The sequence below is a fragment of the Afipia sp. GW823-FHT06G09 genome (assembly GCF_058794875.1).
The window spans coordinates 22,558-48,347 of sequence record NZ_JBXAHF010000002.1 but is presented as its reverse complement, the minus strand read 5'-3'; the positions used below and the strand labels follow the sequence as shown (position 1 = coordinate 48,347).

The window sequence follows — 25,790 nt, the reverse complement described above, 5'->3', positions numbered from 1 at the left end:
ATTGCGGTTTCGTGCCACGGCCAAGAGCGTTGTCATTGCGAGGAGCGATAGCGACGAAGCAATCCATCCTTGACTTGAGAATGGATTGCTTCGCTTCGCTCGCAATGACGGTTTGGCTTACCGCCGCGCCTTGAAGAAATTCGTCAACAGCGTGGCGGCTTCGCTTTCGCCGACGGACGGATAAATCTCCGGCACATGATGGCAGGTGGGCGAGGCGAAAAACCGGACACCTGAGTCCACCGCGCCGCCTTTCGGATCAGCCGCGCCATAGTAAAGCCGCCGGATGCGGGCGAAGGAAATGGCCCCTGCGCACATGGTGCAGGGTTCCAGCGTGACATAGAGATCGCAATCGGTCAGACGCTCGCTGCCCGTGACGCGGGCGGCCTCGCGGATGGCCAGAATCTCGGCATGGGCGGTCGGGTCGCGGTCGGCGAGGGTGCGGTTGCCCGCCTGCGCGATCACGGCGCCGTCCCGCACGATGACGCAGCCGATCGGCACTTCACCCGCTGTTTCGGCGATTTCCGCCTGTTTCAGCGCCAAATCCATGAAAGATCGTGCCGTCATGCCTCGTTTCCGGCGATAAACTCTGTTACTACGGCGTCTTCAGCAAACGCGAGAACCGGTTTTGCGCGAAAATGCGCCCTGATTTAAAAGGGCGCGTACCGCCAGCCAATTTTCACGTTGTGCGACAGTCCCGATATTCTGCCCAACGCCTGAGAGATCATTCATGCCCCGCGACAACGATAAAAACAACGGCCGTCCGCCGCGCCGTGAAGGCGGCGCAGGCGGTGGCTACAAGGGCGGCGGCAGAGGCGGCCCCGGCGGCGGCTCGCGCAGCGGAGCGGGCTCACGCAGTGGCGGAAGTTCGCGCGACGAGCGGCCGGCACGATCCGGCGGCCCGCGCGGCGGTGACAAGAAATTCGGCGACCGCAAGTTCGGCGACAAGCGGCCCCATGGGTCGAAGCCCTATGCCGGCAAGCGCGATGATTTCCGCAAGGACGGACCGGATCGCGGCCCGCGCAAGGACTTCGGGTCCAGGGATCGGGGCGAAGCGCGTTCATTCAAACCGCGCGAAGATCGTGGCGAAGACCGTCCGTTCAAGCCACGTGGCGATCATTCCGAAGGACGTTCGTTCAAGCCGCGTGAGGATCGCGGAGAGGGCCGTTCCTTCAAACCGCGTGGTGATCGCAGCGAAGGGCGCTCATTCAGGCCGCGTGAGGATCGTGGTGAAGGCCGTTCCTTCAAGCCGCGAGATCGCGACGACCGCGCACCACGCAGCGCCGGTGCCGGACGTTTCCAGGATAAAAAATTCGGAGACAGGAAGTTCGGCGAGAAGCGGCCCTACACGCCGCGCGGCGAAGGCAGAGATGACCGTCCCGCCCGCTTCAACCGGGACGAGCGTCCGCAGCGCGACGAGCGCCCGCGCTTCAACCGCGACGAGCGGCCCGCGCGTGGTGCGCCGGATCGCGGACCGCGCCGGGAGTTCAGCCGAGGTGAGGATCGCGGCAACGAAAAGCCCTGGCAGAAGCGCGGACCGTCGCGCGACGGTGACAGCCGTCCGCCGCGCCGTGAAGGTGCTGGTGGTTTCGACAAGCCCCGTTTCGACCGTGGTGACCGCGATCGCGATTCCAGTGAGCGCCCGCGGTTTTCGCGCCCTCGTTTTGACAAGCCGCGTGAGGACCGCGCGCCGCGTGGCCGCAGTGACTGGCAGGAACATCCGCGCAGCGAGAATCGCGACCGTCCGCGGCGCGACAACGAGGACGACAGCAAGATTTTCGCCAAGCGGCCGGCGTTTGGCGGCCGCGGCGAATACCGCGAGCGCAAGCCCGATTTCGACAGGCGCGCGCCGCGCGCCGCACCGGAAAAGAAAAAGACCGGCGAACGCATCGCCAAGATTGTCGCGCGTGCCGGACTGTGTTCGCGCCGCGACGCCGAGGACTGGATCGTGCAGGGCCGCGTTGCGGTGAACGGCCGCGTGATCAACTCGCCGGCGCTCGATATCACCGACAACGATGTCGTCACCATCGACGGCAAGCCGTTGCCGGAGCGCGAGCGCACGCGGCTGTTTCTCTATCACAAGCCGCGCGGCCTGATGACGACCCACGACGATCCCGAGGGCCGCCCGACGGTGTTCGACAATCTGCCTGAGGGACTTCCGCGTCTTATCAGCATCGGCCGGCTCGACTTCAACACCGAAGGCCTGCTGCTGCTGACCAATGACGGCGGGCTCGCCCGCGCGCTGGAACTGCCGGACACCGGCTGGCTGCGGCGTTATCGCGTCCGTGCGCACGGCGAAGTCACGCAGGCCCAGCTCGACGAACTGAAGAAGGGCGTCGAGGTCGACGGCGTGAAGTATGGTTCGATCGATGCGACGCTGGAACGCGACAAGGCGGCCAACGTCTGGATCGTGTTTGCGATCCGCGAAGGCAAGAACCGCGAAGTCCGCAACGTCATGGCGCATCTCGGCCTCGAGGTGAACCGGCTGATCCGCATTTCCTACGGGCCGTTCCAGCTCGGCGAGATCGAGGAAGGCCAGGTCGAGGAGATCAAGTCACGGGTACTGCGCGACCAACTCGGCGAGAAGATCGTCGCGATGTCCGGCGCGCAGTTCGACAAGCCGGTGAAGCAGGTCGCGGAGGACGAAGACGCGCCGCGCATCAAGGGCCGCATCAAGCCTGCGGGAAAGAAGAGCGGACTGATCGCGGACCGCAAGGGCCGCCGCATCCTGGTGACGCGTGCGGGCAGCGACGAAGCCCGTGCGCGCAACGAGGAAGCAGCCGGCGGCTACGGCCCGCCGCGCCGTCCGCAACGCGGCTACAAGGGCAAGCGCGATCTGAAGCCCAAAGACGGCGTCACGGAAGACTGATGCATGATCCGGAAAAGTGGGAACCGGTTTTCCGATAAGATCATGCTGGGAGTCTAGCATGCGCGTCGTCGGTGGTCGTCTGAGAGGCCGCAACATCGCCTCGCCCGCGTCGAATGACATCCGTCCGACGCAGGATCGTCTGCGCGAGTCGCTATTCAATATCCTGATGCATGCCTACGAGAACCCGATCGACGGCGCGCGGGTGCTCGACCTGTTCGCCGGCACCGGCGCGCTCGGCATCGAAGCGGTGTCGCGCGGCGCGGCATTCACGCTGTTCGTGGACAACGGCGCGGAGGCGCGGGCGCTGCTCCGTAACAATGTCGAAGCGCTGGGGCTCGGCGGCGTCACCAAGGTCTATCGCCGCGATGCGACCAATCTCGGCCCGGCCTATCCGGTCGAGCCGTTCTCGCTGGTGTTTCTCGATCCGCCCTACGGGCGCGGACTGGCCGACAAGGCGCTGGTTTCCTTGCGTGACGGCAAGTGGCTGACGCCGGAGGCGCTTGTGGTGGTCGAGGAATCGAAGGCCGCGGCATTTTCGGCACCGGATGGTTTTGAAGAACTCGAGCGCCGCGTCTATGACGACACGGAGTTTGTATTTTTACGGACGAGTGGCACTGCGATAGCCTGAACTTGCATTCAGACGTCGTGCGTCAAGTTAATTCGGCGGCGTTTCTGACACTGAATCTGAATTCGCCCGGAAGCCGCAATTTGCTCACCACTTCGCCTTTTGCAGCGAAGATCGTCACCGTTTCGCCTTTACGATTTTGGCGGCTTTATCGCCGCCCGAATAGCTTCTCGATGTCGGCGAGTTTCAGTTCGACATAGGTCGGTCGACCGTGGTTGCACTGGCCGGAATTCGGCGTCACTTCCATCTCGCGCAGCAGCGCGTTCATTTCCTCAGGCTTGAGGATGCGCCCCGAGCGCACCGAGCCGTGGCAGGCCATCGTGGCCGCAACATGCATCAGCCGCCGCTCAAGCGGCAATGCCTCGTCCCATTCGGCCATGTGCTCGGCGAGATCGCGCAGCAATGAGGCCGCATCGGTCTTGCCGAGCAGCGACGGCGTTTCGCGCACGGCGATTGCGCCGGGACCGAACGACTCGATGCTCAGCCCGAATTTTTCCAGTTCGCTGGCGCGCGCCACCAGCCTCTCCACGGTGGCCTCGTCCATCTCGACGATTTCGGGGATCAGCAGGATCTGCCGCTGCACGCCGTTGCGTTCAAGCGAGGCCTTCAGCCGCTCATAGACGATGCGTTCGTGGGCGGCATGCTGATCCACGATCACCAGCCCGTCGCGGGTCTGGGCGACGATGTAGTTTTCATGGATCTGCGTGCGCGCCGCGCCGAGCGGGCTGTCGATCAGTTCATGTGCGGGCGCGTGCTCAGTGCGCACGTCGGCTGTCGGTGCGCCGGTGTCGAATGCGGCCTGCGCGGTCTCGGCAAAGATATTGGGCGAAAACGCATTCGCATAAGCCGGCGCGGCAGGAGCCGCGGGGAAATTCGGCGAGCGCCGCCAGTCCCATCCACCGCTGCGTGAAATGCTTCCCGGACGAAAAGCCATGATCGCGGCGCCGTCGGAATTCGCCGCCGTGCGCTTACCTTCGCGTGCGAGGCCGTCTTTCAACGCATGCACGATCAGGGCGCGGACCAGCCCGGCATTGCGGAAACGCACCTCGGTCTTGGCCGGATGCACGTTGGCATCGACCTCCTGGGTATCGAGGGTGACGAACAGCGCGACCACAGGATGCCGGTCGCGCGGCAGATAGTCCGCATAGGCCGCACGCACGGCGCCGAGGATCAGCTTGTCGCGCACCGGGCGGCCGTTGACGAACAGATATTGCCCGAGTGCGTTGGCCCGCGTGAGGGAAGGTGCTGCGGCAAAGCCTTCGACGCTAACGCCATCACGCTCCGCGCGCACCTCGATGGCGCTGGCGCGAAAATCCGCCCCCAGAATATCGCCGAGCCGTGTCAGGCGGCCTGGTGCGCCGGGCAGCGCCGCCGCCCATGTGACGGGCGCGCGTTCCTCGCCGGACAGCGAAAACGCGATGTCCGGCCGTGCCATGGCCAGGCGCCGCACCACTTCGCGGACGGCTTCGGCTTCGGTGCGGTCGGTCTTGAGGAATTTCAACCGCGCCGGGGTGGCGTAGAACAGATCGCTGACCTCGACGCGCGTTCCGGCGGCCAATGCCGCTGGCACGATATCGGACTTCGCCCCCGCATCGACATTGAGCGTCCACGCATGAGGCTCGCTGGCATGCCGTGTGGCAATATTGAGCTTTGACACAGCGCCGATCGACGGCAGTGCTTCGCCGCGGAAGCCCAGCGTGCGGATGCGCAGCAGATCCTCGTCGTCGAGCTTCGATGTCGCGTGTCGGTCGACCGAGAGCGCGAGATCGTCACGCGTCATGCCCGCGCCGTCGTCGGTGATCGCGATGCGCCGGCGTCCGCCACCCTCGGTAAAAATGTCGATGCGCGACGCGCCGGCATCGATGGCGTTCTCGACCAGCTCCTTCACCGCGCTCGCGGGCCGCTCCACCACCTCGCCGGCGGCAATGCGGTTGACGATCTGAATAGGGAGCTGACGGACGGGCATGAGGTTCCAGTGCGACTCGATATGAGGCGGGCGCATTTTACCGGGTTGGACTGATCAAAGGGAACCTCAACCGGGCTCATTTGTCAGGCTTTCACCGCTTCGCACAGGTCTCTTGAACGGCCGCATATGCGGTCAGCATGTGGCGGAATCTCCGCGAAATGGCCCCCAAATCTCTGAACAATGGTCACACGACGCAGTTTGCATGCGTGCGCGTCGTTCGTGAGAAATATCTCGGCGAATCCATCCGGCAGATGGGGACGGCGCACAGAACGAAACCGGATGGGCGTCGCTATTGTAAGGAGAAGTGGATGAAGGTCGTAAAAACTGCAGCCATTGTGCTCGCAACCTCGGCAATGCTGACTGGCGCTGTGCTGGCACAGGGCGTTTCATCTGACACGCGGGTTCGTGGCGGCGCGCAGGGTGGTGTCAGCGGCCCCGCCGGAATCTCCGGTGGCGCCAATACCGGCGCCGGCGTCGATTCCAATGCCGGAAGTTCGGGTGCCAATGCTGGCGCCGGCACGCACACCGGTGCGAAGGGCACGGTCGGGTCGGGTGCGGGCGGAGCCGTCAACGGCGCGGCTGGCGCCACCGGTGGCGCTGCGGGCGGCCTCAAGCGTTAGGCTGGTGCGCTGGTCCTGCTCTTTTCCCCAAGACAAGAACTCCGGCCGCTTCCGTGGCCGGAGTTTTCTGTCGGGTGTGCCTAATCGTCGAAGCTGCGCGTGTTGCGCCTTGCCTTGATATCGCTGCGGCGTTTCTTGCCGTCGAGACGGCGCATCTTGGAGCCGAGGGTCGGCTTCGTGGCGCGGCGCGGTTTCGGACGGACAGCGGCTTCGCGCAGCAGCTCCAGCAGCCGGTCGATGGCGTCGGCGCGGTTGCGCTCCTGGGTGCGGAAGCGCTGCGCGTGAATGACGATCACGCCGTCCCTGGTCATGCGCTGGCCTGCAAGCGTTGTCAGCCGCGTCATCACATCCGGTTCAAGCGTGATACGCCTGACATCGAAGCGCAGTTGCGCCGCGGTCGAGAGCTTGTTGACATTCTGTCCGCCCGGGCCCGAAGCGCGAACGAACGCAATGTCGAGGTCCTTCTCGTCAATCGTGATGTCGCGTGTGACCCGGATCATGCAGCACGCCTAGCACGGTCAGAGCCAACCGGCACCGGTTTTCGCGTCAGTGCGTTGCCGGGACCGCCGTCTCGCTGTGGATTCGGGCCAGCATTTCACCGGCGAGATAGATCCCGAGCAGCAGCATCGCGATCAGAAACCAGCGGCGGAACGTATCGGCATCCATGCGCGAGCGCAGAAGCTGTCCGAGATACATGCCGGCGAAAGCCGTGACCATCGCGACAAGGCCGGGAACGGCAACGGTTGCGTTCAGCAGCCCCGCGCCAGTGAGGTTGAACGCCAGCGCCACGGTCGCGGTCGTGAAAAATACGCCGAGCGCCTGGACCAGTTCGTCCTTCTCCATGCCGATGGCCTGCATGAAGGGCATCGAGGGAATGACCTGCACGCCGGTCGCGGCCGAGATCACGCCGGTGACCAGCCCGACGATGCCGCCGAGCCATTTCTCGTTCCGACGCTCGACGCTGAAACGGACTTTAGATAGCCCGATGATCGCGTAGATCACCAGCAATATGCCGAGCACGATGGTGCCGTAGCGCGCATAGGGGCCTGTCATCAGGCCTCCGCCCGACAGAATGCCGAGCACCGTGCCGGCCATCAGCGGCCACAACCGGCGCACGATGTCGCGCAGATACGGGCCGACGAAGGTCTGCCAGATATTGGTGACGATGGCGGGCACGATCACGATAGCCAGCGCGTGTGCGGGCGGCATTCGCGTGGCGAGCAGACCCATCGCCACGGTCGGCAGACCCATGCCGATGGTGCCTTTGACGAAGCCTGCCAGCAGGAAGACTGCGGCAATGATGATCAGGAGAACGGGATCGGAGAGTGAACTGGACATGGCGCGTACATTGACCGAGGGCGGCAAACTGCACAATCTGGAGGATACGGAGCTAGCCTTCGGCTTTGGCGAAGGCACTGTAAAGGGCCATGGCCATGCATTTCGATCTGGTGGATATGCGGTTGTTCGTGGCGATCGCCGAGGCGCGCAGCATCACCCACGGCGCCGAGCGGTCGGCCCTAGCGCTGGCATCGGCCAGCGCACGCATCAAGGGCATGGAAGCGGCGCTGGGCGTACCGCTGCTGGAGCGGCAGCGGCGCGGCGTCAGGCTGACGGCCGCCGGTGAAAGCCTGCTCGATCATGCCCGGATCGTGCTGCATCAGATGGCGGCGATGCAGGGCGAACTCAGCGCGTACGCGCGGGGCCTGAAGGCGCGCATCCACATGCTCGCCAACACGTCCGGCGCGAGCGAGCATCTGCCGAAGGCGCTGGCGTCTTTTCTGGCGAAACATCCGGCGATCAGCGTCGACGTGGAGGAGCGCGAGAGCGTGGAGATTGCCACCGCGCTGGCCTCGGGCGCAGCCGATATCGGTCTGGCGATCGACGCGATGCTGCCCGAGGGGCTCGACCGGTTTCCGTTCTGCGCCGATCGGCTGGTGTTGATCGTGCCGCCTGGAGACGAGATCGCGCAGCGTCGCCAGACCGGTTTCCGCGATATCGCTGCCCGCGAGTTCGTCGGCCTGACCGAGGTCAGCGCCTTGCAAAGTCACATCGCAACTCATGCCGCACAACTTGGTGTGCGCATGCGGGTGCGGGCGCGGCTCCGGAGTTTCGATGCGATCTGCCAGATGGTGGAGGCCGGCGTCGGCGTGGCGATCATTCCGGAGGCTGCGGCGCGCCGTTACCGCTCCACCCGGATCAGGACAATCAGGATAACCGATCCATGGGCCAGCCGCCGGCTCGCGATCTGCACCCGTAGCCGGCAATCGCTGCCGCGGCCGGTGCAGCAGCTTGCGGATCATCTGAAGATGTTTGCGAAGCTGTGACGCCAAAGCCTGAGAGATCTCAGGCGTTCAGAATCTTCAGTGCCTCTTCATGGACGCGCTTGTCGCCGGCCGCGACGATGCGTCCGCCGGATTGTGCGGGCTTGCCGTCCCAGGTGGTGATGATGCCGCCGGCGCCGGTGACGATCGGAATCAAGGCTGCAACGTCGTACGGCTTCAGCTCGGTCTCGATGATGAGATCGAGATGTCCTGCGGCGAGCATGCAATAGGCGTAGCAATCGCCGCCGTAACGCGACAATCGTACGCCGGCTTCGACGCGCTCGAACTGCGCGCGGTCCGGCGCTTGCATCAGTCGCGGACTGGTGGTGAACAGCGTCGCTTCTGCGAGCGATGCGCACCGCCGCACCTGCAGTTTTCGTTTGCCGGATGCTCCATCGTAGCGCGCGGAGCCGCCGTCGCCGCTGAAACGTTCGCCGATATAGGGTTGATGCATCATGCCGAACACCGGGGTGCCGTTGTGCATCAACGCAATCAGCGTGCCCCAGATCGGCAGACCGGCGATGAAAGACTTGGTCCCGTCGATCGGGTCCAGCACCCAGACATATTCCGCATCGGCGCGTTCGGATCCGAACTCCTCGCCGACAATGCCGTGCAGCGGAAAACTGTCCTTGATCATCCGGCGCATCACCGCCTCGGCGGCGCGGTCGGCTTCGGTGACCGGATCGAGATCGCGTCCGGCGTTCTTGTTCTCGACGCTGAGCGAGGTGCGGAAGAAGGGAAGGATGGTGTCGCCCGAGGCGGTCGCCAGTCGTCCGATGAAAGCGGTGAAGTCGATGACCGTCACGAGGATTCCTTTAGAGCAACCACGATGCCGATGGAGTGTAAGTGCGAACCTGTTACGGCCCTATAAGAGTCCGGGGAGCGGAGCAATCGCCGCAAACTCTGATGGCCGGACACTAACCGGAGTGTTCATTCTTTACTTTGAGATTCCAAAGTGAAGGTGCAAATGAAAGCCTGACAGCCAATAAATTGACATTATTATTCACTTCTTGGGTTCATTTTCATGCTTTTTTGGCAGTGCACAATTGTCATAATTCTTCATAAGGCTTTGATATTTAACAAAAAACTCTTGCTGCTTCGGAGGAGTGATCGCAAGTCTGTCATGCATGTGGAGCATGACTAAATCTTTAAAAATACTTGCCTTGAGTGCGTTGCGGCTGCATATTGTTGCGGTGCGATAACGCCTCGCGTTATTGCTGCCCTCCTTGGGCGTTTCCTCCCTAGACTTGGGCCACTTGCTTTCGCGAGTGGCCCTTTTTTCTTGGGCGGGTGGCGCGGCTAGCGGCCGCCTCTTTGCGCCGGCATGCGAGGACCCGCGGATGGTAACTTCTACTCCGCCGCCGCCTGGAATGGCCCGAGGCTGTCGAGTGGAATCGCAGCCAGCGCCTCTGCCAGCATCATGAAATCGTCGGCGACCTTGCGGAACTGCGGGCCGCGCTCGCGACGCCGTTCGTCCATGTAGATTGCACGGTTGAGTTCAAGCTGGACGGTATGCAGTCCGCTGGCCGGGTTGCCATAGTGCTCGGTGATGAAGCCGCCCGCATAGGGCTTGTTGCGGCCTACCGAATATCCGAGCCCGGTCAGCGTTTCCTCGACGACATCGGGCAGCAGGCCGGCGCAGCTTGTGCCGTACCGGTCGCCGATCACGACATCGGGACGCTTGGGTTCATCGCGGGTGACACCCACCGACGGCATCGAATGGCAATCGACGAGAATGACCGTGCCGAATGCCTGATGCGCCTTGTTGATGAGACGGCGCAAGGCGCGGTGATAGGGCTTGTACAGCGCCTCGATCCGGTTCAGTGCGTCCTCGACATCGAGGCGTTCAAAGTAGATTTCCTGGCCGTCGCCGACGACGCGCGGAATCGTACCCAAACCGCCCGCGACCCGCATCGAGCGCGTATTTGCAAAGCTCGGCAGCCGTCCGGCGAACATGCGCGGATCGAGTTCGTACGGCTCGCGATTGACGTCCACATAGGAGCGCGGAAAATTCACCCGCATGATTGGAAATCCGCGGCCGGTGAGATCCGCGATGATCTCGTCCATGAACGAATCTTCCGAACGCCGCAGCGCCGACTCGTCGATGCGGGACGCGGCCAGAAATTCGCGGGGATAGACCGATCCGGAATGCGGGGAATTGAAGATGATCGGCGCCCGCCAGACCGGCGGCTCGATGATCTCGAACGGAGGCGACAATTCGTCCTCGAACTGGGTCATTGCCACCTCTTTTCCTCGCCATTTTCACCCGCGGCGTTATGCTCGCCGCTGCTGAAATGCCTGCCCGGGCAACACATTTTCGCCGGAAAAGCAGATGTTTCGTTCAGGATCATTGTCCGCAAAGCTAACCGTTCTGCCAAGAGGAAGTTCGCCTTCACCCGAAATTTACTACCCATCGGGCAAATAGAAGGCAGGGGACTTCTCCATTCACGCGATTAAGACGACCGGGACCATGCAGCACAAAATTCTCCTTGCCGAAGACGACAACGACATGCGCCGCTTTCTGGTCAAAGCGCTGGAGAATGCAGGGTTTCAGGTCTCGTCCTATGACAACGGGCTGTCAGCCTATCAGAGGCTCCGCGAAGAACCTTTTGAAATGCTTCTAACCGACATCGTGATGCCGGAGATGGACGGGATCGAACTGGCGCGCCGCGCGTCGGAGCTGGATCCCGATATCAAGATCATGTTCATCACCGGCTTTGCCGCCGTGGCGCTGAATTCGGACTCCGAGGCACCCAAGAACGCCAAGGTCCTGTCCAAGCCGGTTCACCTGCGCGAGCTGGTCAGCGAAGTGAACAAGATGCTGGCGGCCTGAGGACGCCGATTCGGGGGCAAATTTGCCCGAAAACACGGTTTCCCGTCCTTGCCTGCGGCGATCCAAGCCGATATAGGGACGCATCCCGGCACAAGTGGTCTTTAAGGGCGCGTAGCTCAGCGGGAGAGCACCTCGTTGACATCGAGGGGGTCACAGGTTCGATCCCTGTCGCGCCCACCATTGTTCTCAAAACACGCAACCTTGTGATTTTCAGGGAACAGCGGACTTCCAAATCCGCGGTTCGGCTCGTCAAGAATTGTTAACTCTCCCAGACGCCGCCTTACGGTTCCCGCGGGGACTGGGGGATTTCATGACCAAAACAGCCGTTTTATTGGCGATCACGGTGCTTGCCTTTTAGGCGCTGCCCGCATCAGCTCAAACCTCCGATCGTTCGTCGTTCGCCGAACGCGCAGCCGCGATCCAGAATTCGCCATATGGCGAAGTTGCAGGCCGCTTCGGTACGTCGGGTGGCGGCATCGTCGTTTCGCCGCTGGTGGGCACTGCGACTGTGTCAAGGCAGTTTGATCTTGAACAGATTCTTGGCAGTTCGGTGGGCGTCGGTGCGGAGTTCAAGCCCTCGGACAATTTCTTTGTGCGCGGCGAGTATCTTCGCGACACCTATGTCTGGAATCACGCGCCGGTCGGCGGCGTGGGTTTTGGCGGAACGATTGGAAATCTGACGACCAACGCGTTCGCGAGCGCGGGCGGTTCGCACCGCATTGTCAATGAAGCCTAACGCGTCTCACTGGTCTACCGGATGTGGAATTCTCAGGCGAACTGATTGAGCTCCCCGGAAATTTTGACGGGCCTTGTGTGTTCTGTTCGTTGGCGAACGCGACTAAACGTCGGTTTTCTTTTCCAGCATTCGCGTTGCGCGGGAACGGATCGTCGCCTGGATGCCGTGCGCCAGACCGGCGAGCAGCCAGGGCAGCATCACCTCAAGCTTCACATGATCTTCCGCCACATCGATCGTGCCGCTGACCTGCTGTTTCAGCGCGGTCAGCTGGAACGCAAGGCGATCGCCGCTCCAGATTTCTTCGTTGATCTGAAGAATCTTTCCGTATTCCGAACGGACACTGCCGAGCCCCGCCTTCAGGCGGCGGGTCGCTTCTTCCTTCCCAAGCTTGTGGGGGATGGAGACCATGAACGGTTGAGCCAATGCCATGCCTCGACGATGCGTTGGACGCCGATTATAGCAACCGAACCCGATGCGGGCCCACGCAAATTTCATCTTCGTTAACGCTGAGGTGCGCCATCGCGTGTGGGCAGGGCGGTTCCGTGGTAGCATTGAGACATGCTCCGCCTCGTGACAGTCGCGTCCATGCTGTCGTCGAATCTCGGTGCGCGTCCCGCACCTGTGATCGACACGACGGATGACGCCTCCACCGGATACTGGGCTTATCGCCTCAGCGTTTCGCCGCAGGATCTCGCCTCTGCGATCGACGAGGTCGGTCCGTCTGTCGCCGCGGTGCGCCGGCATCTCGGCAAATAAAAGCCCGGCGCAAGGCCGGGCCTGATTTCACAAATCACGTCGTCGCCTGTTTGGCGTTCAGTTCAATCGCACTGCTGATAGCCGGAGGAGGCGCACTTCTGTGCTTTCGCACGTGCTTCTGCGATCTGCTGTGACGTGAGCTGGCTCGACACGGCGGCAAGTTCTTTCTTGGCCTCGTCATTCCCCTGCATCGCGGCGACGTCGTACCACATGTACGCCTTCTCGATGTCTTCGGATTCCTTGCCCTCGCCCGTGTAGTACAGGCTTCCGAGCAGCACCTGCGCCTCCGGATTGCCCTGCTTCGCCGCGAGCCGGCTCCACTTCTGGGCCTGCTTGCGGTCCTTGGAAACACCGAGACCCATTTTGTGCATCAGGGCGATGCGATACTGCGCGACGGCATTTCCCTTTTCCGCAAGCGGGCGAAACAATTTCGCCGCGGCGGCGTATTCCTTGCGGGCGAAGGCCTTCAGGCCGTCTTCCCATGTGCCCGCATGTGCAACGGGAGCGCTGATGATAACTCCGAACGCAACGATCGCCGCGGTCAATCCAGTAAACCTGAACATTGCAAGACCCCCGTCCCGATGAAATTCAGAAAGCTATGGGACTGGATATATCCTGAACGCAGGTAGGGCACAACGCGGACACGCCCGTCCATTGGGCGCAAGCGAGCGCCTGATGGTCCAGGGTGCAGTGCAATCATTTCTCATTTTGCGCAAACACCAACGGGCGCGCGTTACGGCGCGCCCGTTGCATTCTCTTGTCCGCGGTCAGTAATAGCTGCGCAGCGATCGCCGGCGCGGCTGACGGTTCAGCATCAAGGCAAGCGCGAAGCCGACCGCACCCGCAACGAGCAATGCGCCGAGCGGTTGCTCGCGAACGGCGGATGCGACCGCCCTGTTGCCGTCGCGATAAATATCGCTGCCCGTATCGAGAGCTTCCTTCGCATACCCGCTTGCGGCATCACCGATGTCACGGGCGGCGTCCTTCGCCTGGCCGTACAGATTTTGCACCGTTCCGGCGGCCTCGCGTGCACGCCCCGAAGCCTCCGCGGATGCATCGCCCGTTGCGCGCCCGAATGCGCCTTCGATTTTTCCTGCGGCGTCTTTCGCGGCGCCAGTGATCCGATCCTTGTCCATTGTCATGTTCTCCGGGGCTGATGGACCGACAACTGTCTGACCCGCCATGTGTTCCGTCGGCAGACGCGATAATCTCCGAACAACAGAAAAGGCCCGCTCAACGAGCGGGCCTTTTTGCATTGGCAGTCTGCGTCAGCTCTTGATGAACGCCAGGAGATCGGCGTTGATCGTCTCGGCTTCCGTCGTGGGCATGCCGTGCGGAAAGCCCTTGTAGGTTTTCAGCGTGCCGTTCTTCAGCAGCTTGGCTGACAGCGGTCCTGAATCCGCATAAGGGACGATCTGATCGTCGTCGCCGTGCATCACCAGAACGGGAACGTTGATCTTCTTCAGATCCTCGGTGAAGTCGGTCTGCGAGAAGGCGACGATGCCGTCATAGTGAGCCTTGGCGCTGCCCATCATGCCCTGCCGCCACCAGTTCTGGATGATGCCTTCGGATGGTTTCGCGCCCGGCCGGTTATACCCGTAGAACGGTCCGGCCGGCAGGTCGCGATAGAACTGCGCGCGGTTGGTCGCCGTCTGCGCCTGCAGTCCGTCGAACACGTCTTTCGGCAGGCCGCCGGGATTAGATGCCGTCTTCACCATCAACGGCGGGACAGCGGCGATGATGGCGGCTTTTGCGACCCGGCTTTCGCCGTGGCGTGCGATGTAGTGCACCACTTCACCGCCGCCGGTGGAGTGGCCGACATGCACCGCGTTTTTCAAATCGAGATGCGCGGTCAGCGCGGCCAGATCGTCAGCGTAGTGATCCATGTCGTGGCCGTCGGCCACCTGGGCGGAGCGGCCGTGCCCGCGGCGATCGTGGGCGATGACTCGATAGCCCTTGCCGAGGAAAAACAGCATCTGCGTGTCCCAGTCGTCCGACGACAGAGGCCAGCCGTGACTGAAAACGATCGGTTGTCCCGAGCCCCAGTCCTTGTAGAAAATCTCAACGCCGTCTTTGGTTTTAATCGTAGGCATATTCGTTTTGTCCTTTCAGCTTCCCGAGAACGAGCCGGCTAATCGGGTGGCACCCTTGATACGATAGCTCGTTCACTGTTTCGATGACATGAGCGGGTGCCGTTATTTGCGCGGAAAATCCAGGCAGTCTGCTGTTACGCCTGAGAATGTCATATTGGCCTCCTTTTGAGACGCGGGCTTTCGACAAACGCATCGTGTTTTTTCCTTTTTTGCTTTTTCGGGTTTTTGATGCCGGAGCATGAAAAAGGCGGCGCTGCTGCCAGCGCCGCCTTTGCTGCGTGTCTATGCCGCTTCGATCAGCCGTGCAGCTTCTTCGCGGTTTCCGCGATGGTCTTGCCCTGATAGCGGGCGCCCGCAAGTTCGTTCGCGCTCGGCTGGCGGCTGCCGTCGCCGTCGGTGATGGTGGTCGCGCCGTAGGGCGAGCCGCCGGTGACTTCCTTGACGCCCATCTGTCCGGCGAAACCGTAGTTCAGGCCGACTACGACCATGCCGAAGTGCAGCAGGTTGGTGATGATCGAGAACAGCGTGGTCTCCTGGCCGCCGTGCTGGGTGGCGGATGAACTGAACGCACCGCCGACCTTGCCGTGCAACGCGCCCTTCGCCCACAAGCCGCCGGCCTGATCGAGAAAGTTGGCCATCTGCGACGAGATGCGGCCAAAGCGGGTGCCGGTGCCGACGATGATCGCGTCGTAGTTTACAAGATCCTCGATCTTGGCGACTGGCGCGGCCTGATCGACCTTGTAGTACGAAGCCTTCGCGACCTCGGGCGGCACCAGTTCAGGCACGCGCTTGATGTCGACGGTCGCGCCGGCTTCGCGGGCGCCTTCCGCGACGGCATTCGCCATCGCTTCGATATGTCCGTAGGCGGAATAATAGAGAACGAGAATCTTGGCCATGATGGCCTCCTTAGTTTTCAGGGTTGAATGGGGATTGGCGAGAGGGAATGGATGCGGCTTAAGCCGCATCCACGAGAACGAGTTCGGTGTCTTCGAGCGCGGTGACCTTCACCGACGCTTCTTTCTGGACGGCGACGCCGTCGCGGGCATTGGCGCGCACGCCGTTGACCTCAATGCTGCCGGCCGCCGGAACGAGATAGCCGTAGCGGGTCTCGCCGAGCGCATACTCAGCGGTCTCGCCGGCCTTCAGCGTTGTCGCCAGCACGCGAGCGTCAGCGCGGATCGGCAGCGCATCGTTGTCGGCCTTGAAGCCGCTGGCGATGGTGACGAACTTGCCGGAGCGGTCGGCCTTCGGGAACGGCTTCGCGCCCCAGCACGGCTGTCCGCCTTCCTGCGTCGGCTCGATCCAGATCTGGAAGATCTTGGTCGTCACCGGTTCGAGATTGTACTCGGAGTGGCGGATGCCCGAGCCTGCGCTCATCACTTGCACATCGCCTGCCTCGGTGCGGCCCTTGTTGCCGAGCGAGTCCTGATGCGTGATCGCGCCTTCGCGAACGAAGGTGATGATTTCCATGTTGGCATGGGGATGCGCAGGGAAGCCGGTGTTCGGCGCGATCTCGTCGTCGTTCCAGACGCGCAGGCTGCCGTGATTCATATTTTTCGGGTCGTAGTGGCTGCCGAACGAAAAGTGATGCTTCGCCTTGAGCCAGCCGTGATTGGCGCTGCCGAGTTTGTTGAATGGCCGAAGTTCGATCATGGAATATTCCTTCGTTGAATGTGCTTGAGGTGACCGCCGGGTGCGTGATGCACCGTGGGTAACCTCGAATTCGATGGGTTATGGATAAGCGCTACCGAATGGTGCATAAATAGAAACTATGGAAACTCATTGTTTCCATATTTGACACATGAGGGATGGCTCGCATGCCCAGGCTTCCGGACTTCGAAGCGCTGGCGATCTTCGCCAAAGTCGTGGAAATGCGGTCGTTTGCAGGGGCCGCGACCGAACTGGCTCTGTCGAAGGCGACTGTTTCCAAGGCCGTCAGCCGTCTTGAGGACCGGCTCGGCGCACGGCTGTTCAACCGCACCTCGCGGCAACTGGCGCTGACCGATGCCGGCCAGAGACTGTCCGAGCGCGCGGCACGACTTCTGATGGACGGCGAGGCGGCGGAGAACGAAGCGCTGGCGCAATCGTCCGCGCCGCGCGGTCTGGTGCGCTTTGCTGTGCCGATGACCTATGGCGTCCGGGTCATTGCGCCGCTGCTGCCGGAGTTTCTGAGCGCCTATCCTGAAGTGTCCATCGACCTGCATCTGAGCGATGCCATGGTCGATCTGATCGGCGACGGCTTCGACGCCGGCATCCGCATCGCTCGCCTACCAGATTCATCGCTCGTCGCGCGCCGGTTGAGCGACATGCGGCGCTACACGGTGGCGGCGCCGTCCTACCTGAAGAAGTACGGCCGGCCGACGCATCCCATGCATCTCGCTCAGCACAAATGCTTCGGCTACGCATATCTCTCGACGCCGGGTGTCTGGCACTACGTCAATGCGGCGGGCGAGCAGGCGACGGTGCGGCCGTCGGGGCAACTGCGTGTCAACAACGGCGAAGCCATCATGCCGGCGCTGCTGGCCGGGCTCGGGATCGCGGATCTGCCGGATTTCATCGTCGGCGACGCCATTGCGTCGGGACAACTTGAGGTCATCCTCAAGGACTGGAAGCAGCCCGAGGGCGCGGTGCATCTGGTGATGCCGCCAGGCGGCCCGCGCCCCGCGCGTGTCGAAGTGCTGGCGGATTTTCTCGCCGAAAAGCTCGGCCGCGCCAAACGCGCGGCGCGATAGAGCATGCATCACATTCCCGCCGAGGGGTGGATCGGCGGCATAAGTCGGCCTAAAATGTATTTCCGTCCTCGAAGGTTTCCCTGAATGCGCAATTTCATCTCGCCGTCCCGCTCCATCGCAGTGGGGGAACGCGGCATGGCCGCGACCTCGCACCCGCAGGCGACTCTCGCCGCACTCGACATTCTGAAAGCCGGCGGCAATGCGATGGACGCCGCCATTGCGGCGGTTGCCCTGCAGGGCGTGATCGAGCCGCAGATGACCGGGATCGGCGGCGATTGCTTTGTCATCTATTCACCGAAGGCGGGCACGCCGGTGGCGCTCAATGGATCGGGTCGCACGCCGGCAAAGACCGATCTCGCTGCCACGATGGCCAAGGGCGCGAAGGCGCTCACACCGACCTCGATCGAAGGCGTCACCGTTCCGGGTGCGATCGATGCATGGTGCAGGCTTGCTGAGAAGCACGGCAGCAAATCGCTCGAGGAAATCTTCGCACCTGCGATCGATGCCGCCGAGAACGGCTTCCGCATCACACCGCGCGTGGCGTCGGACTGGTCGCGCAACCGTGCGAAGCTCGAAAGCAATCCGGCGGCGACAGCGCATTATCTCCCCGGCGGCGTCGCGCCGTCGATCGGCGACCGGCGCAGCCAGCCGGCACTCGGCAAGACGCTGCGCCGCATCGCGCGCGAAGGCCGCGCGGCATTCTATGAGGGCGAGGTCGCGCAAGAGCTCGCGAGCGTGCTGCAAAGCCTCGGCGGTGTGCACACCGTTGTGGATTTCGCCGCGAACACGCCCGAAGACGTGACGCCGATTTCCACAAGCTATGGCGGCCATGACATTCTCGAATGTCCGCCGAACGGGCAGGGGCTGGCGGCGCTGATGATCCTGTGCACCCTGGCGGGCTACGACATCAAGTCGCTTTCGGAAGTTGATCGCGTTCACCTCTTGGCGGAGGCGAGCAAGGCGGCGTATCGGGCGCGCGATGCGTTCTTCTGCGACCCCGCACACGGCAAGGTCGATGCCGCGCATTTTCTCTCCGACGCGTATATCGGCGCGATCCGCAGCAAGATCGACATGACGCGGGCCAGCGCGGCTGTCGACTGGGACGACATCGAGCACAAGGATACGGTTTACGTCACCGTGGTGGACCGCGATCTCAACGCGGTGTCGTTCATCAACTCACTGTTCCAGCCGTTCGGCAGCGGAATCTATGCGCCGAAGTCGGGCGTGCTGCTGCACAATCGCGGCTGGGGCTTTCGGCTTCAACCCGGTCATCCCAATGCGCTCGGACCGAACAAGCGGCCGATGCACACCATCATTCCAGGCATGGTGATGAAGAACGGACGCTGCATGATGCCGTTCGGCGTGATGGGCGGCCATTATCAGGCGACGGGTCACGGCAACTTTCTCTCGAACGTGTTCGACCTCGGCATGGATATTCAAGCCGCATCCGAAGCGCCGCGCTCGTTCGCATTCGAAGGCGTGCTGTCGCTGGAGCCAACCTTTGGCAAAGAGATCGGCACGGAACTCGCCGCGCGCGGACACGATGTGAAGTGGGCCGATGTCGCCATCGGCGGCTGTCAGGCGATCTGGATCGATCACGAACGCGGAGTCTTGCTCGGCGCCACCGACCATCGCAAGGATGGCGTGGCGCTCGGCATTTGAGCACTCGTTCCGGGCGCACGTCGTGCGCCCGGCGGCACATCAACCGGCGCGGCTATCAGCCGCGCGCGATCGGCATTGTCACGTATTGCCGTACTTCATGAAAAAGCACCGCCTCTCACCCGAGAGGTTGTGACATCGCCATGTCTTGCCGTCTTCGCTCGGTGTCGCCTGCTCGAACGGAACCAGTTCCTTGAATCGTGTCAGCCAGATTCCGTCGGGCCGGACCTGAACCTCGTCGGAACTCAACTGTTCGCAATCGCTCGGTCCGCAACAGTGAACGCCGTCGGAACCTCTGTAGGACCCTTCGGCGATCCAGTTCGGGCGTCCATCCGCGTCATGCGCGAAGCAGACGCGGGTTATCAGCAGTGCCACTGTCAGAAACAAGAAAATGACTGATCGCATCACATCACCTCCTTGAGGAAATGCGAAGCATCAATCGTGCCAGATGGAAGGCTTTTCGATCTCCAGCGGCATGCCTGAACTGCGAAGACAGTGCCGGCGAATCAATTCGGCAACACTGCGGCTTGCCCGCGAATTAGGGGTGTGCGGCGAGCAGCTTCGGCAAATCCGCCAGCGCACCAATGCGATAGTCCGGTTCCCAGCCGAACTCATCCATCTGCATGCGGATCGCCTTGAACATCGACAGCGGCCGCACGAGGTCGGCTTTCACAAATTCGGTAGCCATCGCCCGTGGTGTGACGCGTTCGATCCAGGCCACGTTCAGGCCGAACGCCTTGGCGCCGCAGGCATCGAACGGATTGGAGGAGACGAACAGCACCTCATGCGGCTTCACACTGAGACTTGATTCGATCAGGTCATAAGTGCGCGGCGACGGTTTGAAGATCTTGGTCGTGTCGATGCTGATGGTGGCATCGAGAATGGTGTCGAGGCCGGTGTTGCGCACCAGCGCGTTCAGCATATCGGTGCTGCCGTTCGACAGGATCGCGAGCTTGCGGTCTTTCATCGCCGCAAGAGCTTCCTTCGCATCGGGGTAAAGATCGAGATGGACGTACTTCTCCATGATGCGCTCGAAGGCCTTCTCATCGAACGTCAGGCCGAGCGCATTGAGGGTGAACGTCAGCGATTGCCGCGTGATGACCGAGAAATCCTCGTAGCGCCCCATCAATGAGCGAAGCCAGGTGTATTCGAGCTGCTTCATGCGCCAGATCTGGGTGATGAGTTCACCGTAACCGGGAAAGGCCTCATCGGTGACCGCGGCGACCGACTGCACGTCATAGAGCGTGCCGTAAGCATCGAACACAACGGCCTTGATCGTCATCTGAGCTTCCTTCAGGGTATGGCGACAAAGAATAAAAACAAATTCTCAGGGAGGCATCATGAATCGGCGCGAGCTTCTGAAAGCGGCTGCAGTTGTGCCGCTGTCACAGGTTGCATTGCACACGCTGTCCGGCAACGCCAATGCACAGGCGGCATGGCCGTCGCGCAACATCACCATGATCGTACCGTTTCCCGCGGGCGGGCAGGCCGATCTCGCGGCGCGGCCGGTGGCGCTGGCGCTGGAGCGCATTCTGGGAAAACCCGTGATCGTCGACAACCGCGCCGGCGGCGGCGGCGGTTCGGTCGGCAATGCTGCGGCTGCGCGCGCCGAGCCTGACGGCTACACGCTGCTGATGACACTCTCGTCGCTGGCAGTGCTGCCGGAAGCCGACCGGCTGTTCGACCGCCCGGTGGCTTATGAGATGTCGCAGTTTGCGCCGGTGGCACGGGTGCTCGCCGATCCGACCATGCTGGCGGTACCCGCGTCCGCGCCGTGGAAAACGGTGAAGGATTTCGTCGAGGACGCGAAGGCGCGGCCGGGCCAGATACCCTACGGCTCGTCCGGGCCCTACGGCACGCTGCACATCGCCATGGAGATGTTCGCGGCGAGTGCCGGGATCAAGCTGCTGCATGTGCCGTTTCGTGGTGCCGGTCCCGCACTCACCGGATTGCTGACCGGCACGGTGCAGGCGGTGGCGTCGGCGCCGGGCACGCTGCGTGCGCAGGTTGATGACGGCAAGATGCGCGTGCTGGCCGGATGGGGCGCAAAGCGCGTCGCAAGTTTCCCCGACGTGCCGACGTTTCAGGAGCTCGGTTACAAGGACGTTGAGTTCTACATCTGGGCGGGGTTGTTCGCGCAGACGGCGTTACCCGCGCCGATCATGACAAAACTGCGCGCGGCAATGGGCGAAGCGGTGCGCGCCCCGGAAGTGGTGAAAACATTCGAGACCGCGGGCAGCCCCGTCGCCTACCTCGATGCCCCGGAGTTTACGAAATTCGTGGAAGCCGACAGCGCGCGGCTGATCGCAGCAGTGAAGAAGATCGGCAAGGTGGAGTAGCGCCCGCTCACGCCATCATGCCACTTCGCTCTGCTCCCGGATTTCGCTGACGTCGATCCATTCGGCGCTGGTCAGTTCGGCCATGCGTGCCGGCGAGATGCGAACGGCGCTGTTGATCGAGCCGGCAGCCGGCACGACTTCACTGAAGGCCTTCAGTGAAATGTCGCAATAGACCGGCAGCGGCGTCTTCAGTCCGAACGGGCAGATGCCGCCGACCGGATGGCCGGTGGCCTCGAGCGCTTCCTCGGCGCTGAGCATGCGCGGCTTGCCGCCGAACACCGCGCGCGCCTTCTTGTTGTCGAGCCGGGCCGTGCCGCAGGTGACCACCAGCAGCACGCGGTCGCCCACGCGCAGGGACAATGTCTTGGCGATCTCCGCAGGTGTTACGCCAAAGGCTTCGGCGGCCAGCGCCACAGTGGCGGAACTCTTGCCGGATTCAATGACGGTAATATCGGGCGCATTTTTCGCGAAAAACGCGCGAACCGTTTCGACGCTCATGCTTTGTCCTATGCAATACCGGATTTTCGGAAAGGACCTATCATGTCCACAGCCGCGCGCAAATCGTCCGCAAGACGGACGCGAAGGACCTTATCTGCAGGGAAAGCATCTGCAAGGAAGGCAGGTAAGAGACATACGTCGGCCAAACGTTCCGTCCGTAAATGGTCGGGCCGTGTCACAGCCACCAGCGATGCGCTCGATCTCAAGCATCATCTGTTCAAGCAGCGGAGTCCTGCCGCCATCGCGCGTTCGTTGAAGCGCTCGGCGGAGCGCAGCCATCGCCGCAAGGCCAGCCCGTACCAGTCGGCGATGTCGATGCTGAATTTTTACATCAACCGGGGCGGCAAGAATCTGTCCGCAGCAGAAAAGAAAAAGCTCAACGCCGCGAAAGGCGAACTGCGCAAGGCCTTCGGCAGGGCGGCGTAATCTGCTCAGGCGTGACCGTGGCTGCGCTTGACCCGCCAGAGCAGCACGGTCAACGCGATCACGACGAAGGGAATGCTGAGGCCGGTCGCGGCGGTGGGGCTGACCGGCAGGTAATGCTCTGCCGATTCGAACACGTAGTGAAGCAGGCTTGCGACATAGTAGCTGATGGCCGCAACGGAAAGCCCTTCCACGGTCTGTTGCAGGCGAAGCTGCATCCGTGCGCGCTCGCTCATGGCCGCGAGCAGATCGCGGTTCTGTTGTTCGATCTCGACGTCGATGCGTGTGCGCAGCAGGTTTGCCGCACGGGTCAATTTCTTGTTGAGATCCTGCATGCGCGTGTTGAGCGTCTGGCAGGTGCGCATCGCCGGGTTGAGCCGCCGCCCGAGAAAATCCGCCAGCGTCGGCCAGCCGCCGGACGACTTTTCGCCGATCACCTCGAGGCGCTGGCGCACGATGTCGTCATAGGCCGCGCTCGCCGCGAAGCGATAGCCGGCGATCGCCGCTTCGGCCTCGACGCGTGCCGCGAGCGAGGTGATCTCGTCGAGCAGTTCGCGGTTGATTTCGAGTCCGCCGCCGTCCTTTGTCATCGCGGTCATGATGTGGGTCAATCGATCCTCGGCGTTGCGGATCACCGGCGTGATGCGATGTGCCAGCGGCAAGCCGAGCAGGGCGAAGCAGCGATAGGTCTCGATTTCGAGGATCCGCAGCACCAGGCCGCCGGCCTCGACCGGTGTCAGGCCGTGATTGTGCACCAGGAAGCGGACAAAGCCGCCGGCATTGACCTGAAAATCCGTGGCGAGGGTCGCGTGGCCGTTGAGCACCTGCGAGGCTGCAAGTGACGCCGGATCGAACAGCCGCGCGAGATCGGGCGCGTCGCCGCTCTCCACATGCAGATCGATCGACACCAGATGCGGGCCAGGCTGGCCGATCTCGGCCATGGCCGCGGCAACAGTTGCGGGCGGTGCGTCGCCGCTCGCGCCTTCCGTCCCTTCCAGCAGCCAGGTGTAGGTGGTGAATTCGCTGTGCTGCTCCCAGCGCAGGATGGCGCCAGGCAAGGCAATGCGCCGGTGTTTCGCGGCCGCGGAGAGATCTGTCAGATGATGAGCGGCACAAAACTGCGCGAGGGAGTCAGCGTTGACGCTCATCTGCGCGGCGTCGGTAAGGAACGCGAAGCGGATCGCACGGCATGGCGAGGTCAACGCCTCGAACGGCCGCGCATGCAGTTCGCTGAGCACGGCATCGCGCTCGGCATGCGGCGACAGCACAAGTCCGCCCTGTGGCGCGCCTGTAGGACCGGGATTTCCGCTCTGGTGGATGACCGCCATGGTGCAATCTCTTTTGCCTACCCCGATCATGCAGGCGGCGGCCATGTCTTTGCAACCAGACTTGTGAGGCGCGCGCGAATCCGGCTGCCTCATAGGCATCCGAATTCATATTGGAATCGCCGTTGCCGCTGCGGCGCAGTGCTGCGCGACCCGACGACCAGCTAGCCGTTCGCAGTGGTCTGGGTCCGGATGTCCTGCGCGGTGCGTTTGAGCGCCACCAGAAATTTCTTCTTGGCTTCAGCTTCGGTTATCGTGCCCGAAATGGTGTTGATGCTGACAGCGGCCACGACATGCCCGGCCTGATCGCGCACCGGCACCGCGATGCCGCAAATCGCGGGATCAAGTTCGCCGTCGATCCAGGCGTAACCCTGCTGCTCCACGCGCACGAGTTCCTCGCCGAGTTTGATCGGGCAGGTCAATGTACGGGGGGTCACCTGCTTGAATTCGATGCCGGCGAGATACTGGGTGCGCTGCTCTGGCGGCAGTGCTGCGAGCAGCACGCGGCCGAGCGAGATCAGATGCGCGGGCAGGCGGCTGCCGATGCCGAGATTGGCGGACAGAATGCGCCGCGCCGGCAGGCGCAGCGCATAGACGATCTCGGTTTCATCGAGCACCGCCAGCGCGCAGGATTCTCCGATCTCGTTGCGCAGGTCTTCGAGCGCGCGCTGGGCATAACCCCAGTAGGGCAGCGCGTTGAGATACGACAATCCGAGGCCAAGCGCACGCGGACGCAGGCTGAAGTAACGTCCATCGGCTTCGCAGTAATTCAGAGCCACCAGCGTTGCGAGCATGCGCCGCGCCGTCGCGCGCGTCAGTCCCGCGGCCGCCGCTGTCTCAGACAACGTGTGCCGGCCGGGCGGCCGTCCCAACGCCTCGACCACCGAAAATCCTCTCGCGATGGCGCGGACGAAGCCGTCACTCTCTTTAGGCATTCTGAAATCCTCGGAAAGATCAGGCTTGTCATGCTGGGAAAGCCGGACCATAGTGTTCGTGTGGTGAGTATAAAGTTCGCCTGATGAACATAGATGAGAGATTGCCATGGCGCAAGCACAAGCTTTCGAGACCGACTTCTGGAAGGACGAAAATTTGCGAAAGGTCTGGGACGAGATCGTCCCGGGTGAACCGCGCAAGACGATTCCCTACCTGCTGACCAAGGAAGCCATCGCGCTCCTCTGCAAGGCTGTCGGCGAAACCAACCCGCTTTATCTCGATGAGGCTTATGCGAAGACCACGCCCTGGGGCGGGATCATCGCGCCGCCGTCGATTCACATCCTGCTGATGTTTGCCTGCACGGAAACCAATGACTGGATGCGCTCACCCGGCACCGTGAATGCCGGCCAGTCCTGGAGCTACAACAAGCCCGCACGGCCCGGCGACACGATTACGCTGCAGGCTCGCGCGCTCGACAAGTTCATCAAGCGCGAGCGGCTGTTCGTGGTCCACGACAACGTCTTCTTCAATCAGCACGGCGACGTGATCTGTTCCGGCCGCGGCCAGACCATCCGGCCGATGTAACGCGAGGAGTTCAAACATGACGACCACATTCGAAACCCTCTCGGTCGGCGACAGCATCGACGGCCCGAAGTTCGCGGTCTCGCGCGAATCCATCCGCCTGTTCTGCGATGCATCGCTCGACTACAACCCGCTGCATCTCGACGACAACTACATGAAGGGCGATTTCGGCAAGACCAATTTCGGCGGCATCATCATGCACGGCATGAACAACTTCGGGCTGATTACCCGGATGCTGACCGACTGGGCCTATCCTGCAGGCGCCATTCATCGCCGCCTCGAAACGCGCTGGGTGAAGCCGGTGAAGCCGGGCGATACCATTCAGCCGGTGGGCATCATCAAGGCCAAGCAGACCACCAAGAACTCGCGCTTTGTGCTGATCGACGTGCTGGTGAAGAACCAGAGCGGCGAAAAGGTCGCTGTCGGCGAAGCCATGGTGGAATTCCCGCGCGCAGCCGCGGCTGCCTGACCGGAGTCGAGGCG

30 protein-coding genes and 1 tRNA gene are annotated in these 25,790 nt (G+C 62.6%); 14 read left to right on the top strand and 17 right to left on the bottom strand.

Annotated elements, in window-relative coordinates:
- Nucleotides 1-117: 117 nt before the first annotated feature.
- A complete protein-coding gene (locus tag AC1Q67_RS07830; RefSeq protein ID WP_492234561.1) occupies nt 118-564 on the bottom strand; it encodes a nucleoside deaminase in 447 nt (148 codons plus the stop codon).
- A gap of 163 nt (nt 565-727) precedes the next feature.
- Between AC1Q67_RS07830 and AC1Q67_RS07825 the strand changes: the two genes are divergently transcribed.
- Both AC1Q67_RS07825 and rsmD read left to right on the top strand, forming a co-directional pair.
- The gene (locus tag AC1Q67_RS07825) at nt 728-2,866 is read left to right on the top strand and encodes a pseudouridine synthase (protein WP_492234562.1); all 2,139 of its coding nucleotides are present in this window, start codon (nt 728-730) and stop codon (nt 2,864-2,866) included.
- A gap of 58 nt (nt 2,867-2,924) precedes the next feature.
- The gene (rsmD, locus tag AC1Q67_RS07820) at nt 2,925-3,494 is read left to right on the top strand and encodes a 16S rRNA (guanine(966)-N(2))-methyltransferase RsmD (protein ID WP_492234563.1); all 570 of its coding nucleotides are present in this window, start codon (nt 2,925-2,927) and stop codon (nt 3,492-3,494) included.
- 145 nt (nt 3,495-3,639) lie between these two features.
- On the opposite strand, the gene mutL is transcribed toward rsmD, so the two are convergent.
- The gene (gene mutL / locus AC1Q67_RS07815) at nt 3,640-5,457 is read right to left on the bottom strand and encodes a DNA mismatch repair endonuclease MutL (RefSeq protein ID WP_492234564.1); all 1,818 of its coding nucleotides are present in this window, start codon (nt 5,455-5,457) and stop codon (nt 3,640-3,642) included.
- A gap of 308 nt (nt 5,458-5,765) precedes the next feature.
- Here mutL and AC1Q67_RS07810 point away from each other — a divergent pair, with 308 nt between their 5' ends.
- On the top strand, nt 5,766-6,077 hold the full coding sequence (locus tag AC1Q67_RS07810) for a hypothetical protein (RefSeq protein WP_492234565.1): 312 nt from the start codon (nt 5,766-5,768) through the stop codon (nt 6,075-6,077).
- An 80-nt stretch (nt 6,078-6,157) separates the two neighbouring features.
- Here the strand turns inward: AC1Q67_RS07810 and arfB are convergent, their stop codons facing one another.
- Both arfB and AC1Q67_RS07800 read right to left on the bottom strand, forming a co-directional pair.
- The gene (gene arfB, locus AC1Q67_RS07805) at nt 6,158-6,577 is read right to left on the bottom strand and encodes an alternative ribosome rescue aminoacyl-tRNA hydrolase ArfB (protein WP_024574248.1); all 420 of its coding nucleotides are present in this window, start codon (nt 6,575-6,577) and stop codon (nt 6,158-6,160) included.
- Between the two features lie 46 nt (nt 6,578-6,623).
- A complete protein-coding gene (locus AC1Q67_RS07800; RefSeq protein WP_492234566.1) occupies nt 6,624-7,415 on the bottom strand; it encodes a sulfite exporter TauE/SafE family protein in 792 nt (263 codons plus the stop codon).
- Nucleotides 7,416-7,510: 95 nt separating this feature from the next.
- On the opposite strand from AC1Q67_RS07800, the gene AC1Q67_RS07795 reads away from it, so the two are divergent.
- Nucleotides 7,511-8,401: a LysR family transcriptional regulator gene (locus AC1Q67_RS07795; protein ID WP_492234567.1), complete on the top strand. Its 891-nt coding sequence runs from the start codon at nt 7,511-7,513 to the stop codon at nt 8,399-8,401.
- Nucleotides 8,402-8,420: 19 nt separating this feature from the next.
- Here the strand turns inward: AC1Q67_RS07795 and hisN are convergent, their stop codons facing one another.
- Together hisN and AC1Q67_RS07785 are read right to left on the bottom strand one after the other, a co-directional pair.
- On the bottom strand, nt 8,421-9,203 hold the full coding sequence (gene hisN / locus AC1Q67_RS07790) for a histidinol-phosphatase (RefSeq protein WP_492234569.1): 783 nt from the start codon (nt 9,201-9,203) through the stop codon (nt 8,421-8,423).
- A 545-nt stretch (nt 9,204-9,748) separates the two neighbouring features.
- Nucleotides 9,749-10,636, bottom strand: coding sequence for an N-formylglutamate amidohydrolase (locus AC1Q67_RS07785; protein ID WP_492234570.1), 888 nt, complete (start codon nt 10,634-10,636; stop codon nt 9,749-9,751).
- Between the two features lie 232 nt (nt 10,637-10,868).
- Here AC1Q67_RS07785 and cpdR point away from each other — a divergent pair, with 232 nt between their 5' ends.
- From cpdR to AC1Q67_RS07770, 3 genes are all read left to right on the top strand, one after another.
- Complete coding sequence (cpdR, locus tag AC1Q67_RS07780; RefSeq protein WP_002713397.1) at nt 10,869-11,231, top strand: cell cycle two-component system response regulator CpdR; 363 nt, start codon at nt 10,869-10,871, stop codon at nt 11,229-11,231.
- Between the two features lie 105 nt (nt 11,232-11,336).
- Nucleotides 11,337-11,411, top strand: a tRNA-Val gene (locus tag AC1Q67_RS07775).
- A 328-nt stretch (nt 11,412-11,739) separates the two neighbouring features.
- The gene (locus tag AC1Q67_RS07770; RefSeq protein WP_492234571.1) at nt 11,740-11,967 is read left to right on the top strand and encodes a hypothetical protein; all 228 of its coding nucleotides are present in this window, start codon (nt 11,740-11,742) and stop codon (nt 11,965-11,967) included.
- 102 nt (nt 11,968-12,069) lie between these two features.
- Here the strand turns inward: AC1Q67_RS07770 and AC1Q67_RS07765 are convergent, their stop codons facing one another.
- On the bottom strand, nt 12,070-12,390 hold the full coding sequence (locus tag AC1Q67_RS07765; protein WP_492234572.1) for a polyhydroxyalkanoic acid system family protein: 321 nt from the start codon (nt 12,388-12,390) through the stop codon (nt 12,070-12,072).
- Nucleotides 12,391-12,525: 135 nt separating this feature from the next.
- Here AC1Q67_RS07765 and AC1Q67_RS07760 point away from each other — a divergent pair, with 135 nt between their 5' ends.
- Nucleotides 12,526-12,723 carry a DUF3606 domain-containing protein gene (locus AC1Q67_RS07760; protein WP_492234573.1) on the top strand — a complete coding sequence of 66 codons (198 nt, stop codon included), beginning with the start codon at nt 12,526-12,528 and terminating at the stop codon, nt 12,721-12,723.
- Nucleotides 12,724-12,785: 62 nt separating this feature from the next.
- Here AC1Q67_RS07760 and AC1Q67_RS07755 read toward each other — a convergent pair whose 3' ends face one another.
- The 5 genes from AC1Q67_RS07755 to AC1Q67_RS07735 form a co-directional block, all read right to left on the bottom strand.
- Nucleotides 12,786-13,286: a tetratricopeptide repeat protein gene (locus AC1Q67_RS07755; RefSeq protein WP_024574256.1), complete on the bottom strand. Its 501-nt coding sequence runs from the start codon at nt 13,284-13,286 to the stop codon at nt 12,786-12,788.
- Between the two features lie 204 nt (nt 13,287-13,490).
- Complete coding sequence (locus AC1Q67_RS07750; RefSeq protein WP_492234574.1) at nt 13,491-13,859, bottom strand: CsbD family protein; 369 nt, start codon at nt 13,857-13,859, stop codon at nt 13,491-13,493.
- Between the two features lie 132 nt (nt 13,860-13,991).
- Nucleotides 13,992-14,816, bottom strand: a complete 825-nt coding sequence (locus AC1Q67_RS07745) for an alpha/beta fold hydrolase (protein WP_492234575.1) — start codon at nt 14,814-14,816, stop codon at nt 13,992-13,994.
- A 296-nt stretch (nt 14,817-15,112) separates the two neighbouring features.
- Nucleotides 15,113-15,712, bottom strand: a complete 600-nt coding sequence (gene wrbA / locus AC1Q67_RS07740; RefSeq protein ID WP_492234576.1) for an NAD(P)H:quinone oxidoreductase — start codon at nt 15,710-15,712, stop codon at nt 15,113-15,115.
- A gap of 58 nt (nt 15,713-15,770) precedes the next feature.
- Complete coding sequence (locus AC1Q67_RS07735; RefSeq protein WP_492234577.1) at nt 15,771-16,469, bottom strand: pirin family protein; 699 nt, start codon at nt 16,467-16,469, stop codon at nt 15,771-15,773.
- Between the two features lie 164 nt (nt 16,470-16,633).
- Between AC1Q67_RS07735 and AC1Q67_RS07730 the strand changes: the two genes are divergently transcribed.
- Complete coding sequence (locus AC1Q67_RS07730) at nt 16,634-17,548, top strand: LysR family transcriptional regulator (RefSeq protein ID WP_492234578.1); 915 nt, start codon at nt 16,634-16,636, stop codon at nt 17,546-17,548.
- A gap of 84 nt (nt 17,549-17,632) precedes the next feature.
- The gene (locus AC1Q67_RS07725; RefSeq protein ID WP_492234579.1) at nt 17,633-19,210 is read left to right on the top strand and encodes a gamma-glutamyltransferase family protein; all 1,578 of its coding nucleotides are present in this window, start codon (nt 17,633-17,635) and stop codon (nt 19,208-19,210) included.
- A 78-nt stretch (nt 19,211-19,288) separates the two neighbouring features.
- Here the strand turns inward: AC1Q67_RS07725 and AC1Q67_RS07720 are convergent, their stop codons facing one another.
- Both AC1Q67_RS07720 and AC1Q67_RS07715 read right to left on the bottom strand, forming a co-directional pair.
- The gene (locus AC1Q67_RS07720; RefSeq protein WP_024574263.1) at nt 19,289-19,612 is read right to left on the bottom strand and encodes a hypothetical protein; all 324 of its coding nucleotides are present in this window, start codon (nt 19,610-19,612) and stop codon (nt 19,289-19,291) included.
- Between the two features lie 133 nt (nt 19,613-19,745).
- Nucleotides 19,746-20,489, bottom strand: a complete 744-nt coding sequence (locus AC1Q67_RS07715; RefSeq protein WP_492234580.1) for a haloacid dehalogenase type II — start codon at nt 20,487-20,489, stop codon at nt 19,746-19,748.
- Nucleotides 20,490-20,547: 58 nt separating this feature from the next.
- Here AC1Q67_RS07715 and AC1Q67_RS07710 point away from each other — a divergent pair, with 58 nt between their 5' ends.
- Nucleotides 20,548-21,546, top strand: coding sequence for a tripartite tricarboxylate transporter substrate binding protein (locus tag AC1Q67_RS07710; protein WP_492234581.1), 999 nt, complete (start codon nt 20,548-20,550; stop codon nt 21,544-21,546).
- Nucleotides 21,547-21,561: 15 nt separating this feature from the next.
- Here AC1Q67_RS07710 and AC1Q67_RS07705 read toward each other — a convergent pair whose 3' ends face one another.
- On the bottom strand, nt 21,562-22,044 hold the full coding sequence (locus AC1Q67_RS07705; protein ID WP_492234582.1) for a YbaK/EbsC family protein: 483 nt from the start codon (nt 22,042-22,044) through the stop codon (nt 21,562-21,564).
- A 42-nt stretch (nt 22,045-22,086) separates the two neighbouring features.
- Here AC1Q67_RS07705 and AC1Q67_RS07700 point away from each other — a divergent pair, with 42 nt between their 5' ends.
- Nucleotides 22,087-22,470: a DUF3175 domain-containing protein gene (locus AC1Q67_RS07700; protein WP_492234583.1), complete on the top strand. Its 384-nt coding sequence runs from the start codon at nt 22,087-22,089 to the stop codon at nt 22,468-22,470.
- A gap of 5 nt (nt 22,471-22,475) precedes the next feature.
- Here AC1Q67_RS07700 and AC1Q67_RS07695 read toward each other — a convergent pair whose 3' ends face one another.
- Nucleotides 22,476-23,795, bottom strand: a complete 1,320-nt coding sequence (locus AC1Q67_RS07695; RefSeq protein ID WP_492234584.1) for a DUF3422 domain-containing protein — start codon at nt 23,793-23,795, stop codon at nt 22,476-22,478.
- Nucleotides 23,796-23,956: 161 nt separating this feature from the next.
- A complete protein-coding gene (locus tag AC1Q67_RS07690) occupies nt 23,957-24,727 on the bottom strand; it encodes an IclR family transcriptional regulator domain-containing protein (protein ID WP_492234585.1) in 771 nt (256 codons plus the stop codon).
- Nucleotides 24,728-24,833: 106 nt separating this feature from the next.
- Here AC1Q67_RS07690 and AC1Q67_RS07685 point away from each other — a divergent pair, with 106 nt between their 5' ends.
- The gene (locus AC1Q67_RS07685; RefSeq protein ID WP_492234586.1) at nt 24,834-25,310 is read left to right on the top strand and encodes a MaoC family dehydratase; all 477 of its coding nucleotides are present in this window, start codon (nt 24,834-24,836) and stop codon (nt 25,308-25,310) included.
- Between the two features lie 16 nt (nt 25,311-25,326).
- Nucleotides 25,327-25,776 carry a MaoC family dehydratase gene (locus tag AC1Q67_RS07680; RefSeq protein WP_024574271.1) on the top strand — a complete coding sequence of 150 codons (450 nt, stop codon included), beginning with the start codon at nt 25,327-25,329 and terminating at the stop codon, nt 25,774-25,776.
- The last annotated feature ends 14 nt before the right edge of the window (nt 25,777-25,790 follow it).

Excerpts from the sequence above, each read along its gene's own strand:
- AC1Q67_RS07830 (WP_492234561.1), bottom strand. The coding sequence starts at position 564 with ATGACGGCACGATCTTTCATGGATTTGGCGCTGAAACAGGCGGAAATC.
- AC1Q67_RS07825 (WP_492234562.1), top strand. The coding sequence starts at position 728 with ATGCCCCGCGACAACGATAAAAACAACGGCCGTCCGCCGCGCCGTGAA.
- rsmD (WP_492234563.1), top strand. The coding sequence starts at position 2,925 with ATGCGCGTCGTCGGTGGTCGTCTGAGAGGCCGCAACATCGCCTCGCCC.
- mutL (WP_492234564.1), bottom strand. The coding sequence starts at position 5,457 with ATGCCCGTCCGTCAGCTCCCTATTCAGATCGTCAACCGCATTGCCGCC.
- AC1Q67_RS07810 (WP_492234565.1), top strand. The coding sequence starts at position 5,766 with ATGAAGGTCGTAAAAACTGCAGCCATTGTGCTCGCAACCTCGGCAATG.
- arfB (WP_024574248.1), bottom strand. The coding sequence starts at position 6,577 with ATGATCCGGGTCACACGCGACATCACGATTGACGAGAAGGACCTCGAC.
- AC1Q67_RS07800 (WP_492234566.1), bottom strand. The coding sequence starts at position 7,415 with ATGTCCAGTTCACTCTCCGATCCCGTTCTCCTGATCATCATTGCCGCA.
- AC1Q67_RS07795 (WP_492234567.1), top strand. The coding sequence starts at position 7,511 with ATGCATTTCGATCTGGTGGATATGCGGTTGTTCGTGGCGATCGCCGAG.
- AC1Q67_RS07785 (WP_492234570.1), bottom strand. The coding sequence starts at position 10,636 with ATGACCCAGTTCGAGGACGAATTGTCGCCTCCGTTCGAGATCATCGAG.
- cpdR (WP_002713397.1), top strand. The coding sequence starts at position 10,869 with ATGCAGCACAAAATTCTCCTTGCCGAAGACGACAACGACATGCGCCGC.
- AC1Q67_RS07760 (WP_492234573.1), top strand. The coding sequence starts at position 12,526 with ATGCTCCGCCTCGTGACAGTCGCGTCCATGCTGTCGTCGAATCTCGGT.
- AC1Q67_RS07755 (WP_024574256.1), bottom strand. The coding sequence starts at position 13,286 with ATGTTCAGGTTTACTGGATTGACCGCGGCGATCGTTGCGTTCGGAGTT.
- AC1Q67_RS07750 (WP_492234574.1), bottom strand. The coding sequence starts at position 13,859 with ATGGACAAGGATCGGATCACTGGCGCCGCGAAAGACGCCGCAGGAAAA.
- AC1Q67_RS07745 (WP_492234575.1), bottom strand. The coding sequence starts at position 14,816 with ATGCCTACGATTAAAACCAAAGACGGCGTTGAGATTTTCTACAAGGAC.
- wrbA (WP_492234576.1), bottom strand. The coding sequence starts at position 15,712 with ATGGCCAAGATTCTCGTTCTCTATTATTCCGCCTACGGACATATCGAA.
- AC1Q67_RS07735 (WP_492234577.1), bottom strand. The coding sequence starts at position 16,469 with ATGATCGAACTTCGGCCATTCAACAAACTCGGCAGCGCCAATCACGGC.
- AC1Q67_RS07730 (WP_492234578.1), top strand. The coding sequence starts at position 16,634 with ATGCCCAGGCTTCCGGACTTCGAAGCGCTGGCGATCTTCGCCAAAGTC.
- AC1Q67_RS07725 (WP_492234579.1), top strand. The coding sequence starts at position 17,633 with ATGCGCAATTTCATCTCGCCGTCCCGCTCCATCGCAGTGGGGGAACGC.
- AC1Q67_RS07720 (WP_024574263.1), bottom strand. The coding sequence starts at position 19,612 with ATGCGATCAGTCATTTTCTTGTTTCTGACAGTGGCACTGCTGATAACC.
- AC1Q67_RS07715 (WP_492234580.1), bottom strand. The coding sequence starts at position 20,489 with ATGACGATCAAGGCCGTTGTGTTCGATGCTTACGGCACGCTCTATGAC.
- AC1Q67_RS07710 (WP_492234581.1), top strand. The coding sequence starts at position 20,548 with ATGAATCGGCGCGAGCTTCTGAAAGCGGCTGCAGTTGTGCCGCTGTCA.
- AC1Q67_RS07705 (WP_492234582.1), bottom strand. The coding sequence starts at position 22,044 with ATGAGCGTCGAAACGGTTCGCGCGTTTTTCGCGAAAAATGCGCCCGAT.
- AC1Q67_RS07700 (WP_492234583.1), top strand. The coding sequence starts at position 22,087 with ATGTCCACAGCCGCGCGCAAATCGTCCGCAAGACGGACGCGAAGGACC.
- AC1Q67_RS07695 (WP_492234584.1), bottom strand. The coding sequence starts at position 23,795 with ATGGCGGTCATCCACCAGAGCGGAAATCCCGGTCCTACAGGCGCGCCA.
- AC1Q67_RS07690 (WP_492234585.1), bottom strand. The coding sequence starts at position 24,727 with ATGCCTAAAGAGAGTGACGGCTTCGTCCGCGCCATCGCGAGAGGATTT.
- AC1Q67_RS07685 (WP_492234586.1), top strand. The coding sequence starts at position 24,834 with ATGGCGCAAGCACAAGCTTTCGAGACCGACTTCTGGAAGGACGAAAAT.
- AC1Q67_RS07680 (WP_024574271.1), top strand. The coding sequence starts at position 25,327 with ATGACGACCACATTCGAAACCCTCTCGGTCGGCGACAGCATCGACGGC.